This is a genomic window from Caloramator sp. ALD01 (assembly GCF_000472625.1).
GTDB classification, from domain to species: domain Bacteria; phylum Bacillota; class Clostridia; order Clostridiales; family Caloramatoraceae; genus Thermobrachium; species Thermobrachium proteoclasticum.
Map to the genome: position 1 here is coordinate 42,984 of NZ_AXAA01000002.1, position 14,480 is coordinate 57,463.

The 14,480-nt window shown below is 32.6% G+C and carries 15 protein-coding genes; 2 read left to right on the forward strand and 13 right to left on the reverse strand.

The features are described 5' to 3' along the window. Nucleotides 1-27: 27 nt before the first annotated feature. Nucleotides 28-183: a DUF1540 domain-containing protein gene (locus tag A3M9_RS14335; protein ID WP_143290253.1), complete on the forward strand. Its 156-nt coding sequence runs from the start codon at nt 28-30 to the stop codon at nt 181-183. A 23-nt stretch (nt 184-206) separates the two neighbouring features. Here the strand turns inward: A3M9_RS14335 and A3M9_RS0101240 are convergent, their stop codons facing one another. From A3M9_RS0101240 to A3M9_RS0101260, 5 genes are read right to left on the reverse strand one after another with little or no spacing between them, the layout of a single operon-like run. Continuing rightward, complete coding sequence (locus A3M9_RS0101240; RefSeq protein ID WP_198011924.1) at nt 207-1,562, reverse strand: PTS fructose transporter subunit IIC; 1,356 nt, start codon at nt 1,560-1,562, stop codon at nt 207-209. 16 nt (nt 1,563-1,578) lie between these two features. Beyond that, complete coding sequence (locus A3M9_RS0101245; protein ID WP_027307594.1) at nt 1,579-2,025, reverse strand: PTS sugar transporter subunit IIA; 447 nt, start codon at nt 2,023-2,025, stop codon at nt 1,579-1,581. A 5-nt stretch (nt 2,026-2,030) separates the two neighbouring features. Beyond that, nucleotides 2,031-2,954 carry a 1-phosphofructokinase gene (gene pfkB, locus A3M9_RS0101250; protein ID WP_027307595.1) on the reverse strand — a complete coding sequence of 308 codons (924 nt, stop codon included), beginning with the start codon at nt 2,952-2,954 and terminating at the stop codon, nt 2,031-2,033. A gap of 12 nt (nt 2,955-2,966) precedes the next feature. After that, nucleotides 2,967-3,719 carry a DeoR/GlpR family DNA-binding transcription regulator gene (locus A3M9_RS0101255; RefSeq protein ID WP_027307596.1) on the reverse strand — a complete coding sequence of 251 codons (753 nt, stop codon included), beginning with the start codon at nt 3,717-3,719 and terminating at the stop codon, nt 2,967-2,969. Nucleotides 3,720-3,727: 8 nt separating this feature from the next. After that, nucleotides 3,728-3,988, reverse strand: coding sequence for an HPr family phosphocarrier protein (locus A3M9_RS0101260; protein ID WP_027307597.1), 261 nt, complete (start codon nt 3,986-3,988; stop codon nt 3,728-3,730). Nucleotides 3,989-4,189: 201 nt separating this feature from the next. On the opposite strand from A3M9_RS0101260, the gene A3M9_RS0101265 reads away from it, so the two are divergent. After that, on the forward strand, nt 4,190-5,650 hold the full coding sequence (locus A3M9_RS0101265) for an aminoacyl-histidine dipeptidase (protein ID WP_027307598.1): 1,461 nt from the start codon (nt 4,190-4,192) through the stop codon (nt 5,648-5,650). Nucleotides 5,651-5,712: 62 nt separating this feature from the next. On the opposite strand, the gene A3M9_RS0101270 is transcribed toward A3M9_RS0101265, so the two are convergent. The 8 genes from A3M9_RS0101270 to A3M9_RS0101305 all read right to left on the reverse strand — a co-directional run bounded on the left by A3M9_RS0101270 (nt 5,713) and on the right by A3M9_RS0101305 (nt 14,465). Next, on the reverse strand, nt 5,713-7,794 hold the full coding sequence (locus tag A3M9_RS0101270) for a heavy metal translocating P-type ATPase (protein WP_027307599.1): 2,082 nt from the start codon (nt 7,792-7,794) through the stop codon (nt 5,713-5,715). Continuing rightward, a complete protein-coding gene (locus tag A3M9_RS0101275) occupies nt 7,791-8,153 on the reverse strand; it encodes a helix-turn-helix transcriptional regulator (protein ID WP_027307600.1) in 363 nt (120 codons plus the stop codon). Before A3M9_RS0101275 ends, A3M9_RS0101270 begins: the two co-directional genes overlap by 4 nt. A gap of 417 nt (nt 8,154-8,570) precedes the next feature. Further along, nucleotides 8,571-10,106 (reverse strand): putative basic amino acid antiporter YfcC, encoded by a 1,536-nt coding sequence (gene yfcC / locus A3M9_RS12920; RefSeq protein ID WP_051350539.1) that lies wholly within the window; start codon nt 10,104-10,106, stop codon nt 8,571-8,573. A gap of 184 nt (nt 10,107-10,290) precedes the next feature. Beyond that, on the reverse strand, nt 10,291-10,725 hold the full coding sequence (locus A3M9_RS12925; protein WP_051350540.1) for an NUDIX domain-containing protein: 435 nt from the start codon (nt 10,723-10,725) through the stop codon (nt 10,291-10,293). A gap of 8 nt (nt 10,726-10,733) precedes the next feature. Then, nucleotides 10,734-10,904 carry an aspartyl-phosphate phosphatase Spo0E family protein gene (locus tag A3M9_RS14340; RefSeq protein WP_084106599.1) on the reverse strand — a complete coding sequence of 57 codons (171 nt, stop codon included), beginning with the start codon at nt 10,902-10,904 and terminating at the stop codon, nt 10,734-10,736. A 76-nt stretch (nt 10,905-10,980) separates the two neighbouring features. Then, nucleotides 10,981-11,670 (reverse strand): aspartate/glutamate racemase family protein, encoded by a 690-nt coding sequence (locus tag A3M9_RS0101295; RefSeq protein WP_027307601.1) that lies wholly within the window; start codon nt 11,668-11,670, stop codon nt 10,981-10,983. 33 nt (nt 11,671-11,703) lie between these two features. Then, entirely contained in the window at nt 11,704-13,245 is a 1,542-nt protein-coding gene (locus tag A3M9_RS0101300) for a Mur ligase family protein (RefSeq protein ID WP_027307602.1), read from the reverse strand. Between the two features lie 26 nt (nt 13,246-13,271). Continuing rightward, nucleotides 13,272-14,465, reverse strand: a complete 1,194-nt coding sequence (locus A3M9_RS0101305; protein ID WP_027307603.1) for a carboxylate--amine ligase — start codon at nt 14,463-14,465, stop codon at nt 13,272-13,274. Nucleotides 14,466-14,480: the final 15 nt, after the last annotated feature.

Consider the following 14,480-nt stretch of genomic DNA (forward strand, 5'->3'; position numbering starts at 1 on the left):
AAACCTTGTTAAAGGAGGCAAAATTTTATGATGAACAAAAATATTTCTTGTACCGTACGTGACTGCAAACATCACGCAGGATCTCAAAACTATTGCACACTAAATTCAATTCAAGTTGTTAATCATCATAATCCTGCAAAGGATAAAGAAGCAACCGACTGCGGAAGCTTTGAATGCAAATAAAATGGGACCTTTTGGTCCCATTTTTACTTCTTAAGTGCCGCTATCATTATACCTGATACTATAGTACCTATAACTATAGATAATGCGTATAACAATAATCCACCTACTGCATTTGGTATTGGTAAAACAAATATTCCTCCATGTGGTACAGCAAGTGTACACTTAAATGCCATTGAAAGAGCTCCTGTCACTGCTGAGCCGACCATAATTGAAGGTATAACTCTAAGTGGATCAGCTGCAGCAAATGGTATTGCACCCTCTGTTATGAATGAAATTCCAAGGAAAAATGCTGCTTTACCTGCCTCTATTTCATCCTTTGTAAATTTATTTTTTGCTATTCTTGTCGCCAAAAATACTCCAAGTGGTGGTACCATACCAGCTGCCATTACTGCTGCCATAACAGTTGAAGGTTGTCCTGCTGCTAATGTACCAACTGCAAAAGTGTATGCAGCTTTGTTTACTGGACCACCCATATCAAAGGCCATCATAAGTCCTAACACTATTCCAAGAGTTATTGCACTTCCTCCACTTAAGCTATTCAACCAGCCCTCCATTGCCTTATTTATAGAAGCAACTGGAGTACCTACTACATATATCATACCAAGTCCAACAATTAATGTTGATAATAATGGTAGTACTAAAACAGGCATTAAACCTTCCATAGTTTTGGGTAATTTAATTGTTTTCTTTAAAAATTCTACAACATAACCTGCCGCAAAACCTGCAATAATACCACCTAAGAAACCTGCACCTAATTTACTTGAAAGAACACCACCTATCATACCTGGTACAAGACCTGGTCTATCAGCTATTGAATATGCTATATATCCTGCTAATATAGGTACAATAAGTGAGAATGCTCCACCACCACCTATGTCCATAAGTGCTGCTGCAAGTGTTCCTTTTTGTTCAAAGGCCTTTATACCAAAGGCAAAGGATAGAGCAATTAATATACCACCTGCAACTACAAAAGGAATCATAAATGAAACACCAGTCATTAGATGCTTATATGCTCCTGTAATTTTTTTCTTTTCTTCCTGCTTTGCTTCAAACACCTTGTCAACATAAGTATTTTTCTTTTCAAGCTTCATTGCCGATTGAATTAATCCCTTTGCATCCTTTATAGCATCTTTTACTGAAACTTCAATCATTGGAAGCCCATTAAATTTTGATTTATCAATTTTTGTATCAGCTGCAATTATAACAGCATGTGCCTCTTTTACATCTTCTTCAGTTATTTCATTTTCAACTCCTACCGAACCTCTTGTTTCTATTTTAATTTCAACCTCAAGTTCCTTAGCTGCTATCTTAAGTGCTTCAGCAGCCATATAAGTATGAGCAATTCCTGTTGGACAGGATGTTACTGCTAAAAGTTTCATAATATCTTCCCCCTCATCATTCTTTAAATGCATTTATAACATCTTCATAACTTTTTGAACTAATTAGTTTATTCCTAACATCTTCATACATAAGTTTTCTTGAAAGCATACTTAAAATTGTTAAATGTTCATTATTTGCATTATTAGGTACTGCAATTAAAAAGAATATGTGTGCTAAATTGCCATCCATTGAATCATAATCAATACCTTCTTTTGATATTCCAAAAACTAAAGCTGGTTCTATAACATATTCAGATTTTCCGTGAGGTATTGCAACTCCCATTCCAATTCCTGTAGTAAATTCCTCTTCTCTCTTTATCACCACCTCTTTAAATTTCTCTTTATCTGTTATTTTTCCGTCTTTATATAAAATGTCTATTAGTTCTTCAATTACCTCCATCTTTGATTTTGATTTTAGATTAAATTGTACTCTTTGTGGTGCTAGGATTTTTTGTAGTTCCATTTTTGTTACCTCCTCTGTATTTCTACTAATTCTATATATTTTAGTATTTCTTTTCTGTTGGGTGCTTGGCTACCTTCCATAGTTACCTTTGCAGTAGATGACGCAATTGCTAACCTAAATGTATCCTCTAATGGCATATTTTCGTGTACACCTATTGCAAAAGCTGCAACCATTGAATCACCTGCACCAACAGTACTTTTTACATCTACCTTTAATGGTTTCGAATATAGACTTTGTTCCTTTGAAAAAAGCAATGCTCCATTTTCTCCCATAGATACTGCAACTACAATCCCCTTATTTACAAATTCTTCAACTGATTGCTTTATATCTTCTATGTCCTCACTACAATTTACAATTGTTTTTAGTTCATTGATATTGGGTTTAATTAAATATGGATTGGCTTCAATTCCATATCTTAGTGCTTGTCCTTCTGCATCAAGTATTACCTTTACATCTTTTTGTTTTAATTGTTCTATAATAACTTTATATACATTACTTTCAATTCCCTTAGGCAAGCTTCCTGAAAGAACAACAACATCCTCTCTGTTGACTCTATTTTTAAGCTTTCTTATCAACTTCTCTAAATCAAGACTATCCACACTAAAACCACACTGGTTTATATCTGTAAATATTCCCTCTTCCCTCTCAACAATTTTAATATTTGTCCTTGTTTCTCCATCAACCTCTATAAAATCGTGGCAAACCCCATATTTATTCAATTTCCTATATATATAATCACTATTTTCCTTACCGATAAACCCTAATGCACATACATTATATCCTAAGTTTTTTATAACCTTTGCAACGTTTATTCCTTTTCCCCCTATATCATCCCTCGAACTTATACTCCTATTTACGTGTCCTAATAAAAGTTTATCTAATACGATTGTTTTATCTATTGCTGGATTTAAAGTTACAGTATAAATCAATTTATCACCTTCTTATGTTAGTATGAATTTTATACCTAAATATTCATATTTTTCATAATCCTTAGGAAGCTTATCTGTAACGATATAATCTATCTTTGACACAGGACATATTAATGAAAAATTAACCTCATCAAATTTAGAACTATCTATTAATAAAAATACCTCTTTCGCCCCTTCTATCATTACTCTTTTAGTATTAGCCTCAACTATATTAGGAGTTGTTACACCAGATTTTATAGATATTCCATTGGCACCTAAGAAGAGCTTATCAACCTTAAGCTTTTTTAACGTTTCCTCAGCAACAGGACCAACCATCGCCTTAGTTTTTGTTCTAAGTAATCCACCTGTTACTATTACCTCAACATCTTCCCTATCAGATAGTTCATCTGCAAGATTAACCGAGTTTGTAACAACTGTTACACCCTTAGCATTTAAATACTTTGAAATAAACTGAGTTGTAGTTCCTGAATCAATGGTAACTGTATCTCCATCCTCTATTAAAGAAGCTGCCTTTTTAGCTATTTGTTCCTTTTCCTTTAGAAATTTATCTTGTTTTTCTTTAAAGGAAGGTTCAAAATTTGTACTTGTATTAGACACAGCCCCTCCGTGGGTTCTTACAATACAACCAGCCTGCTCAAGTTCAATTAAATCTCTCCTAATTGTTGCCTCTGACACATTAAATAACCTTGAAAGTTCTGAAACTCTAACACTGTTACCTGAATTTATCATTTCAAGTATTTTGGCTTTTCGTTCCTCTGCAAACATAACATCACCTAATCCTCTAAACTTTCAAATAAATTTTTTATAGAATTATATGCCTCTTCTTCATCAGAACCCTCTATAACTATCTTAATAGTATCCCCTTTTTCTACTACAAGGCTTAAAACACTTATTAAACTTTTAGCATTTACATTTATATTATCCTTTTCTATTCTTATATCAGATTTAAATTTATTTGCCTCTGATATAATCATTGTAGTTGGTCTTGCATGGAGTGCCATTTCAGTTTTAAAAGTATATTTAAGAACCTTCATTCCTTCACCTCTTGTTTGTTTATGTTTATTTCATTATCATTTTATGATTGTTTTTGTTTGTTTATGTTTGATTTCATTATAAATTATCTGAATTTTTAAGTCAATATATTTTTATAATTTTTCTAAATAATTAGATTGATTAATATTTTGTATTTTCATATAATATTTATGTAATGAAAAAACCTATAGGGAGGTAATAAAATGGCTGACGTTTTAAGAGGATTAGAACCACAATTAGTATTTGAATATTTCGAAGAAATATCCAAAATTCCAAGAGGTTCAGGAAACGAAAAAGCAATAAGTGACTATCTTGTAGATTTTGCTAAAAAGCATAACCTTGAGGTTATTCAAGATAAAGCACTAAATGTAATAATCAAAAAGCCTGGAACAAAAGGATATGAAAATGCTCCAACTGTAATTATACAAGGACATATGGATATGGTTTGTGAAAAAAACAAAGATACAAGGCACGACTTTGAAAAGAATGCTATACAACTTAGATTAGATGGAGATTACATATACGCAAATGGAACAACACTTGGAGCAGACAATGGTATAGCAATAGCTTACGCACTTGCAATTCTTGCATCCAATGATATTCCTCACCCACCAATTGAAGTTCTTTTAACAGTTGAAGAAGAAACAGGTATGGGTGGTGCAATGGCACTTGATGGAAGTAATTTAAAGGGAAAAATGCTAATAAATATAGACTCTGAAGAAGAAGGCAAGCTTCTTGTTAGCTGTGCAGGTGGTGTTAGAACAACTCATAAGGTTAAGGCAAACCTTGTAGACGCTGACAAAAATAAGGCTGCCTATACTATTAGTATAAGAGGACTTAAGGGTGGTCACTCTGGTATGGAAATAGACAAAGGTAGAGGAAATGCTAACAAAATAATGGGAAGAATTTTAGATGACCTTGCAAGAGAATTAAACTTTGATTTAGTTGAAATAAACGGCGGTTCTAAAATGAATGCAATACCAAGAGAATGCGATGCTACTATTTTAATAAACGAAAATGATCTTCAAAAGCTTCAAGATAAAATAAACGAATGGGATAAGATTTTAAAGAATGAACTTAGAAGTTCAGATGCAAATGTAAATGTATTTGTTTCAAAGATTGATAAAGAAATAAATAAATGCTTTGATAGTGATACAAAAAATAAAGTTATTGCATCACTTGTTCTTATACCGAATGGAATACAAACAATGAGTATGGCAATTGATGGGCTTGTTGAAAGTTCAACTAACCTTGGTGTAGTAGAAACAAAGGAAAATGAAATTCTTTTCCAATCTGCAGTTAGAAGTTCAGTTAGAAGCTTAAAATATAATATACTCAACCAAGCCAAGAAGGTTGCAGAAGTTATAGGTGCTGAACTTGTTGCAGATTCTGACTACCCAGAATGGCAATATGACCCAGATTCAAAACTAAGACAGCTATTTATGGATGTATACAAGAGGATGTTTGGAAAGGACGCAGAAATAGTTGCAATCCACGCTGGTGTTGAATGTGGTCTGTTTAAAGAAAAATTGGGTGAAGATGTTGATATGATTTCCTTTGGACCAAATCTATACGATGTTCATACACCAGATGAACACATTAGCATATCATCTGTAAAGAGAATGTGGGATTATTTACTTGCAGTTTTAAAGGAAATTAAGTAATAAATTTGGCACATTGAAGTGATTTTAAATAATCACTTCAATGTGCCTTTTAACATATAATTTTAGTAATCTATCTTTAATATTCTTCGAGAATTCAATACTGCAAGTAATGCAACCCCAACATCGGCAAAAACTGCCTCCCACATATTAGATAAACCTAAAGCTGCTAATATTAACACCAATATTTTAACAGAAAGTGCCAATATAATATTTTGCCAAACAATTTTCCTTGTATATTTTGAGATATTAATTGCTTCATAAACCTTTTCTATTTCATCATTTGTAATTACTATATCTGCTGCTTCTATTGCGGCATCCTGGCCTAATGCCCCCATTGCAATTCCTACATCAGATATTTTAAGAACTGGTGCATCATTTATTCCATCGCCAACAAAGGCAACTTTTCCTGAAGCCCGCTTCTTAATCTCGTTAAACCTTTCCACCTTATCCTGTGGAAGAAGCCCGTAATAATATTGTTTTATACCCAATTGTCCTGCTACATTCTCTGCCGAGTTTTTATTATCACCTGTTAACATTACTGTATCTATATTTAATTTGTTTAGTGCTTCTATGACTTGTTTACTTGAGCCTTTTATTGTATCTGAAATAATTATATAGCCTGCTAAAATTCCTTCAACTGCTACAAATACCACTGTTCCACTTAATTCTTCTAAAACTTTTACACCATTTAACTTCATAAGATTTAAATTTCCAACTATTACTTTTTTACCTTCTACTACTGCAATTAAACCTTGTCCAGCTATCTCCTTTAATTCATTTACTTTAGTTTTATCTATATACTCTCCATATTCCTTTACTATCGATACTGCAATTGGATGGTTAGAAAAGCTCTCTACATATGCTGCATACTTTAGCACATCTTCTTTATTAAAGCCGTTCATAGGCATAATATCAGACACCTTAAACTTTCCTAACGTTAACGTTCCTGTCTTATCAAAAACAACTGTTTTTAGATCACAAAGTGCTTCAATATAGTTACTTCCTTTAATCAAAATCCCCCTTTTTGAAGCAAGCCCAATACCACTAAAGAAACTAAGTGGGATTGATATAACAAGAGCACAGGGGCAGGATACAACTAAGAATATTAAAGCTCTATATATCCATTCTTTATAGGTACCATAGCCTAAAAAAGGTGGAAGCACCGAAAGTAAAAAGGACAAACCTACTACTACAGGAGTATAGTATCTTGCAAACTTTGTAATAAAGTTTTCTGTTTTTGCTTTATTTGCTGCTGCGTTTTCAACTAAATCTAATATTCTTTTTACTGTTGAATCTTTGTATGGCTTTGTAACTTTAACTTTTATTATTCCATCTAAATTTATACTTCCTGACAAAACTTCTTTACCCTCATTCACAAAATATGGCATAGTTTCTCCTGTTAATGCTGATGTATCTAATGAACTTACCCCTTCCACAACTACTCCATCAACAGGTATTCTCTCTCCTGCCTTTACAAGAATAACGTCATCTATCTTTAATTCCTCAGGCTTAACTTTTATAGGGTTATTGTCTTTTAATAGATTTGCAAATTCAGCCTTGAGCTTTAATAGGTTTTTAATTGATTTCCTTGATTTATCAACAGCCATATCCTGCAAAGTTTCACCTATCTTGTAAAAAAGCATAACTGAAATTGCCTCGGGATACTCTCCTATTAAAAAGGCTCCAAATGTTGCAACTGTCATTAAAAAGTTTTCATCGAAAATTTGTCCTTTTATAATATTTTTAAGGGCCTTTAAAACAATGTCACCTCCTATTAAAATATAGGATATAAAAGCAAAAACTAATTTTATGCTTTGATTTTTTGAAAAAATCATAATTAGGAACAATACAATTCCAATTAAGTATTGAATAAATTTTGATTTTAATTCCTCTTTCTCCTCTAATTTCTCTTCTAAATTATTTATGCTTACCATATTGACGTGTGATTCAATACTTTTTATTATATTTTCAGCTTCCTTTGATACAGACTCAACATTCTTTGTTTCAATTATTAGCTTTTTGTTTACAAAATCAATAGAAGCGAACTCTACACCTTCTATTTCTTTAATCCTTTTTTCCATTTTTGCTGCACAATTTGCACATCCTAAACCTTCTAAATAATATTCATATTTCAAATCCCTCATCTCCCTTCATTTATATGTTCAAGTCCCTCTTTTACAATGTCTTTTATATGTTCATCATCAAGGGAATAATAAACCACTTTTCCTTCCTTTCTATATTTAACAAGTCTTGCTTGTTTTAACACCCTAAGCTGGTGTGAAACTGCCGATTGAGTCATATTAAGAAGAGCTGCTATATCACATACACACATCTCATGTTCAAAAAGTGCATACATTATTTTAATTCTTGTGCTATCACCAAAAACCTTAAAAAACTCTGCTAAATCAAAAAGCAATTCTTCCTCAGGCATTTTATTTTTTACTTCATTAACCACTTCTTCGTGTATCACGCTACAGGAACATATATCTATCTTTTTATCCATAAAATCACCTCACTTGAATATATGAATAATTGTTCATATATTATTATATACTTATCTACAATAAAATGCAAACAAAAATTAGCAAAAGGTAGTTTACTTTTCGGCCTGTTAACAAACCTAATTGTTAGCTAAAATTTGAAAAAGCCCCATGAAAGGATTTCGATAGGTTCTTTCATGAGCTTTAGCAATTCTTGCTTTTCGACTTTGAAAAAGTCCGTAATTCGGCACAGGACGTGCCGAGCCGAGCGGCCATCAGGACGATGGCATCGCGAGGGTAGGACTTTTTCAAACAAAGAAAAGCTTAGAATTGCTTAGCAAAATGAACGAATACCCAAGAAATCTTTCATGGGGCTAATCAATATATTTCAACAGACTGAAAAACTTGTTTTACCTTTTGCTAATTTTTAAATACACATATTAGAATCCTATAAAGTGTGCTATTAGAACGAAAATTGTTCCTAATAAGAATAGGAATCCTTGCATCTTAATTTGCCATTTTGCCCATTTACCCCAATCTATTCTTGCAACACCTAAAACCCCCATTAAACAAGCTGATGTTGGAACTATAACATTAGTTAATCCATCACCAAGTTGGAAAGCAAGTACAGCAGTCTGTCTTGAAACTCCAACCAAGTCTGAAAGTGGAGCCATTATTGGCATTGTTAGTGCTGCTTGACCTGAACCTGATACAACAAAGAAGTTGAATATTGATTGGAATAGATACATAAACCAAGCTGCAAAAGCTCCTCCTAATTGACCTACTGTTTTGCCCATTCCATTTAATATAGTGTTTAATACTGTTGGAGTTGAAGGGTCAGAACCACCAAGTATTATTAATATTCCCTTTGCCATACCAACAACAAGTGCTGCTCCAACTAAGTCTGCTGCTCCTCTTTGGAAGGATGTTGCAATGTCATCTACCTTCATATCATTTAGTTTAAATATAACACCTATTATACCTGCAACAAGTCCCATAACAAAGAATTGTGATGCAATCTCAGGAATGTAATAAGCCTTCTTTGTAACGCCCCATACAACCCAAATTATTCCTAATAGTATTGTTAAAAGAACTAATTTATGTCCTAAATTGAATTCGTGCTTTCCATCTTCTTTAATTGCTTCTTTTTTGAAGTATTCATTTGCTTCCTTAGAAACTGAATATTCTGGATTCCTCTTAACTTTGCTTGCATAAACCATTGTATAAACTAAACCTGCAAAGGTAAATACAATCCACATTATTATTCTAAAGGTCGCACCTGAAAATACAGGAACTCCAGAAACTCCCTGTGCAACAGCAAGGCTAAATGGATTCATCCAAGATGTTGCAAATCCAATTTGACTTGCTACATATGTTATAAGCACACCAACAACCGCATCATATCCTAAAGCTATTACAAGAGGTACAACTATCATTGCGAATGGAATAGTCTCTTCACCCATTCCAAATACTGCACCACCAAGTGAGAATAAAACAAAGAGAACTGGTATTATTAGAAATTCTTTTCCTTTTGTTACTTTTATCATTGACATTATTCCTGAATCAACTGCACCTGTTCTTAAAATAATTCCAAACGCACCGCCTATAACAAGTATAAATGCTACTATACCAACTGCTGAACCCCATTTATCTCCTGTTACAAGACCTTCAAATACATAGTTTAACATACCATAACCGCCAGTATCCTCTGTTCCCCATAGTTTTGCAGGTTTTCTAACTACATTACCTGATTCATCAACTTCATATTGGAAACTATCTGCTTTAACAACTGTCTTCTTCTTCTCCTTTTCTCCCTGTTTGTACTTAACCTCTTGAGTTTCAAACTTTCCAACTGGAACCAAAAATGTAAGAAGCCAAGCAAGTAAAACTACCATAAAGATGATTACATAAGTATGTGGAACCTTTACCGTCTTATTCTTTACAGTCGAAGTTTCAACCTGTAGGTTTTGTGACATATAAATCCCCCCTTAATATTCTTGTTTTAAATATATGCAAATTAAATGCCAAATTATATTTATTCCTATATGTAGTTTAATTTTTATATTGGATATAGAATAAATTATAATAATATCCATATATAACCATTAAACCTGTTCCCATAATAAAAAGCCCTCTGACTTAACAAGAGGACTTTTTAGATTAAACGCATATAATTTTTCTAATATAATCTAATTGTTTTTTTACATTTTCAAACAATTCTAATTTATAGGCCTCATCAATTGAAAACCATCCAATATCCTTGTGTCCTTCATTATTTATAAGCCTATCACTTTTTGCTCGTGCTAAATACACAAAATCTTCGTGATAATGGTCTCCTATATCCTCAAGCTGAACTAAAAAAGGAGTTGGTAGAGGTGTTGCTCTTTCATCACCAAGATTATTTTTTACATCAATAAACTCAATTTTAACGCCAGCCTCCTCATAGGCTTCTCTTTCTGCTGCAACGTGAGTTAACTCCCCTTCTTCAACGTGTCCACCTGGCGGAAGATACGTATTTAGTTTTTTGTGATAAAGTAATAGAATTTCATTTTTTGTATTTAATATATATACAGCAACTGCTCTATGAAATTTCATAATTCCTCCTACTTTGCTACTTTTATTTTATTGTGCATTTGCTTCATATATGCAACTATTAGTTTATCTACTATTTGACTTTGCTTTATAATGTCATTATTTTGCAATTTATTATAATCAGTACATTCTACCATTCGATTTAATTTTTCTACTTCCTTCATTAGTATATATTTGTCCACATAAATCACCCCATCTCAATTGTATTTTAACACAATTAAGATGGGGATTATTGCTACAATGTGTTGTCGTTTTTTGTTATTTTATAAGTGCATCAGCTAAAACATCCATAGGGTCAATCACAGGTACTTCAACGTGCTCTTGTTTTAAAACTAATCCTATTTCTGTACATCCAAGTATTATAAGCTCTGCTCCTTGAGAAATTAAATGCTCTGCTGCACTCTTTAATAAATTTAATGGTATCTCGTTTTTAACACCTCTTTTTATTCCCTTTTCGCCATATATTGCCTCCATCACCTTTTCCTCTTGAATAGTTGGAGATGGATATATAACATTAGCAAAATCGAGATGTTTTTTGAATATACCAGTTTTAACTGTTCCCGTCGTTGCCAAAACACCTATATTTTTAGCATTGGGATAATGCTTAAATATACATTCTCTTACTACATCAAAGGCATTTATTATAGGGTAAGACACACTGTTTTGAATTTCTTCTATGAAATAGTGCGATGTCATACAAGGAATACACGCAACATCTACACCAGCCTTTTCAAGATTCTTTGCAGTATTTATAAGTGCATTTATTGGACTTTCGCCACCATATAAAATTGCCTTTGTTCTATCTGGAATTTTAGGGTTGTTGTCTATTATTATTCTAAAATGATCTTGATCCTTTTCAACCTTTGTTTTTTGAATTATTTTCATAAATAGATCTGCAGTTGCTTCTGGTCCCATTCCTCCGATTATACCTATGACCTTATCGTTCATCTATCTTCCCTTCTTTCTTTAGACTACGTATATTTACACACCTGCTACTCTGTTTTGTAATGGTTTAAATAACTTAACTGCATCTATATTAGGATTTAGTTCTCTTATGATTTCAAGTGCAACCTTTGCTCCATAGTCCATTCCTTGACAACCAGCAAGAAGAATTACATCATCTTTTCCTACTTCCTTTATCGCGTGCTTTATTGAATCATACAATTCATCGTATAAAATAACATCTATACCAGCTTTATTCATAACTTCCTTAAAGACCTGTATTTCTTCCTCTTTAACCCAATCCTTTTCAGTCGTATGGGATCTACTTAAAGTCGCAATTATTTCCTTTAGACCCAATTTATGTGCCCATTTTACAATTGTTTCTGCATTTTCTCTATTGACTATAGGCCCTCTATTTCCTCTTATTGCATAAACCAGCTTTAAATTGTTATACTTCATCTTTTGTAGTGTTTCTAATGTCACATCTATATTTCCAGGGTTTGCAAAATGGTCGTCTATAATCTTAAAATCCTCTTCATATATTATTTCAAAACGTCTCTCAACACCGCCAAACTTTAATAGTGCATCCTTTATAACATCAATTGGAACACCACATATTAATCCAACAGTAATTGCAACCATAGCATTATAAACCGAGTGGTATCCTGGCGTTTTAAGCTCTACATCAAAGGAGGTTGGTGTATAAAGAATATCTTCACCTCTAAACTCTTTTCTAATCTCAACTGTAAACTTTGCTCGTCCTGTTGAAAGGTCAATATTTTTGCAATAAAGATGTCCATTTGGGTTTTCAATACCATAAGTTATAACCTTGGCCTTTGTTTTATCAACAAGAGAAGCAACGTATGGACAATCTAAATTCAAAATAGCAAATTGATTTTCCTTTGCATTAGTAATAAGACTTGATTTTACTCTAAAGTATTCCTCAAAGGAACCGTGAAGGTCTATGTGTTCTCTACTTATGTTATTAAAGACAACAATGTCAAAATCCACATCATTTACACGTTTCAAATCAAGTGCTGAAGAGGACACCTCCATAGTTACGTGGGTAATCCCTTCCCTATACATCTTATCAAAATATCTATGTAAGTCTAATGATTCTGGAGTTGTCAAGTTTGCAGGTATAATTGTATTTCCATATTTAACAGCAACTGTACCTATTAGGCCTGTTTTAAAACCATTATTTTCCAATACAGCGTTTGTCATAAAAGTTGTGCTTGTCTTACCATTAGTTGCTGTTACACCAATCACCTTCATTTTTTTAGAAGGACTACCATAGAATCTATCACTTAATCTTGATAATGCTTCTCTACTGTTTTTTACTTTAATTTGAGGTATTGTCCAACCATCTTGAAACTCTTCAACAACAAGTGCAACTGCACCATTTGTAACTGCATCTAATATAAATTTATGTCCATCTGTTTTATATCCTTTAATGCATACAAACAAATCACCATTTAAAACGTTTTTGGAATTATAAGCTATTCCCTCTATATCTATATTTTTACCATTTCTTATTTCTACTTCGTCAAGACATTTTATTAAATCATATAATTTAATCATCTTACTCTCCTCTCAAATAATAATTTTTATCCCCTTTTAAATATCTTATCAAATACCCTTGATATTTTTGAATTTAAAAATACGAAGAATGGCTTTGGGTCTTTAATATCCCAAATTGCATAGGCCTTTGGTCTAAAGAAGGAAGCAATAACTTGAGATAAAGTTAGCTGTTTAGTGCGAATATATTCTTTTATTGCTAAAATGTCTTCATAGGCATACCAAAAGGCTCTATTTGTATCCCAAGTCACAGCATCATTTGGCAATGGATTTCCTGTTAAATCCCTATAGGCAATATATGGCATATTAATTCCAACCTTATATAAAAGATTATTTAAATTTGTTGTTCTAACATTTACTTCAATCAAATAGAAAATTCCTGTTTCCTCATCCTTTTTAAACTCAATTTCTGCAAATCCCTTAAACTTTACTCCTTCTAAAAATTTAGCTCCTATGTCGTAAAGTTCTGGTACATATTTTTGTTTTGTATACACAGAAGCACCATAATTTATAGGATATTGACGCATCTTTTGACAAGTAACCCAATGAGTTACCTTTGAATCTTTGTTTAAATAGGCATCAAAGGTGTGCATACAGTCATCAAAACCTTTTATTATCCTCTGAATTATAACTTCCGTATTAGCCTCCTTTGCTTTTTGAACACAAGACAATAATTCTTCTCTATTATAAACTTTAAAAAGCTTTCTTCTAAATATTGAAACAAAGGTATGAGAATCAACAGGTTTTACTAAACAAGGATACTTAATTTGTTCTTCTACTTTTTCAATAAAATTCTCTTCATCAACACTTACAGTCTCTGGAACTCTGACTCCGTGTTCTATTGCCAAATCCCTTAAAGTTCCTTTATTCATAAGCTTTGTATATAAACCTTGCTCCATATTATGTATTAAATAATACTGCTTTAATACGTCTAAGTGTTCATCAACAAACTCTACATAAGGGTCTGCACAAGGAAATAGAACTGGAGGATGCTCTTGCTTTTTTGCGTAGTCTATTAAAAATTGTAAAAACTCCTGTGGCTTTTCCTTATAGTGCGGACCTATCAAAATCTCTGAACAATATTTTGAGTAAAATCCATATGTACCCTTTTTAGAATAATCAACTGCTGCTACTTTAACTCCTTCACTTCCAAGACATCTAATAACACTAAGTCCAATATAATAATTTGCTCCAAGTACAACTGCTTTATTCTTATGTTCCATATCTCACAACCTACT

Excerpts from the sequence above, each read along its gene's own strand:
- A3M9_RS12925 (WP_051350540.1), bottom strand. The coding sequence starts at position 10,725 with ATGAAATTTCATAGAGCAGTTGCTGTATATATATTAAATACAAAAAAT.
- A3M9_RS0101260 (WP_027307597.1), bottom strand. The coding sequence starts at position 3,988 with ATGAAGGTTCTTAAATATACTTTTAAAACTGAAATGGCACTCCATGCA.
- A3M9_RS14335 (WP_143290253.1), top strand. The coding sequence starts at position 28 with ATGATGAACAAAAATATTTCTTGTACCGTACGTGACTGCAAACATCAC.
- A3M9_RS0101275 (WP_027307600.1), bottom strand. The coding sequence starts at position 8,153 with ATGGATAAAAAGATAGATATATGTTCCTGTAGCGTGATACACGAAGAA.
- A3M9_RS0101255 (WP_027307596.1), bottom strand. The coding sequence starts at position 3,719 with ATGTTTGCAGAGGAACGAAAAGCCAAAATACTTGAAATGATAAATTCA.
- A3M9_RS0101245 (WP_027307594.1), bottom strand. The coding sequence starts at position 2,025 with ATGGAACTACAAAAAATCCTAGCACCACAAAGAGTACAATTTAATCTA.
- A3M9_RS0101265 (WP_027307598.1), top strand. The coding sequence starts at position 4,190 with ATGGCTGACGTTTTAAGAGGATTAGAACCACAATTAGTATTTGAATAT.
- A3M9_RS0101295 (WP_027307601.1), bottom strand. The coding sequence starts at position 11,670 with ATGAACGATAAGGTCATAGGTATAATCGGAGGAATGGGACCAGAAGCA.
- A3M9_RS0101270 (WP_027307599.1), bottom strand. The coding sequence starts at position 7,794 with ATGAGGGATTTGAAATATGAATATTATTTAGAAGGTTTAGGATGTGCA.
- A3M9_RS0101300 (WP_027307602.1), bottom strand. The coding sequence starts at position 13,245 with ATGATTAAATTATATGATTTAATAAAATGTCTTGACGAAGTAGAAATA.
- A3M9_RS0101240 (WP_198011924.1), bottom strand. The coding sequence starts at position 1,562 with ATGAAACTTTTAGCAGTAACATCCTGTCCAACAGGAATTGCTCATACT.
- yfcC (WP_051350539.1), bottom strand. The coding sequence starts at position 10,106 with ATGTCACAAAACCTACAGGTTGAAACTTCGACTGTAAAGAATAAGACG.
- A3M9_RS0101305 (WP_027307603.1), bottom strand. The coding sequence starts at position 14,465 with ATGGAACATAAGAATAAAGCAGTTGTACTTGGAGCAAATTATTATATT.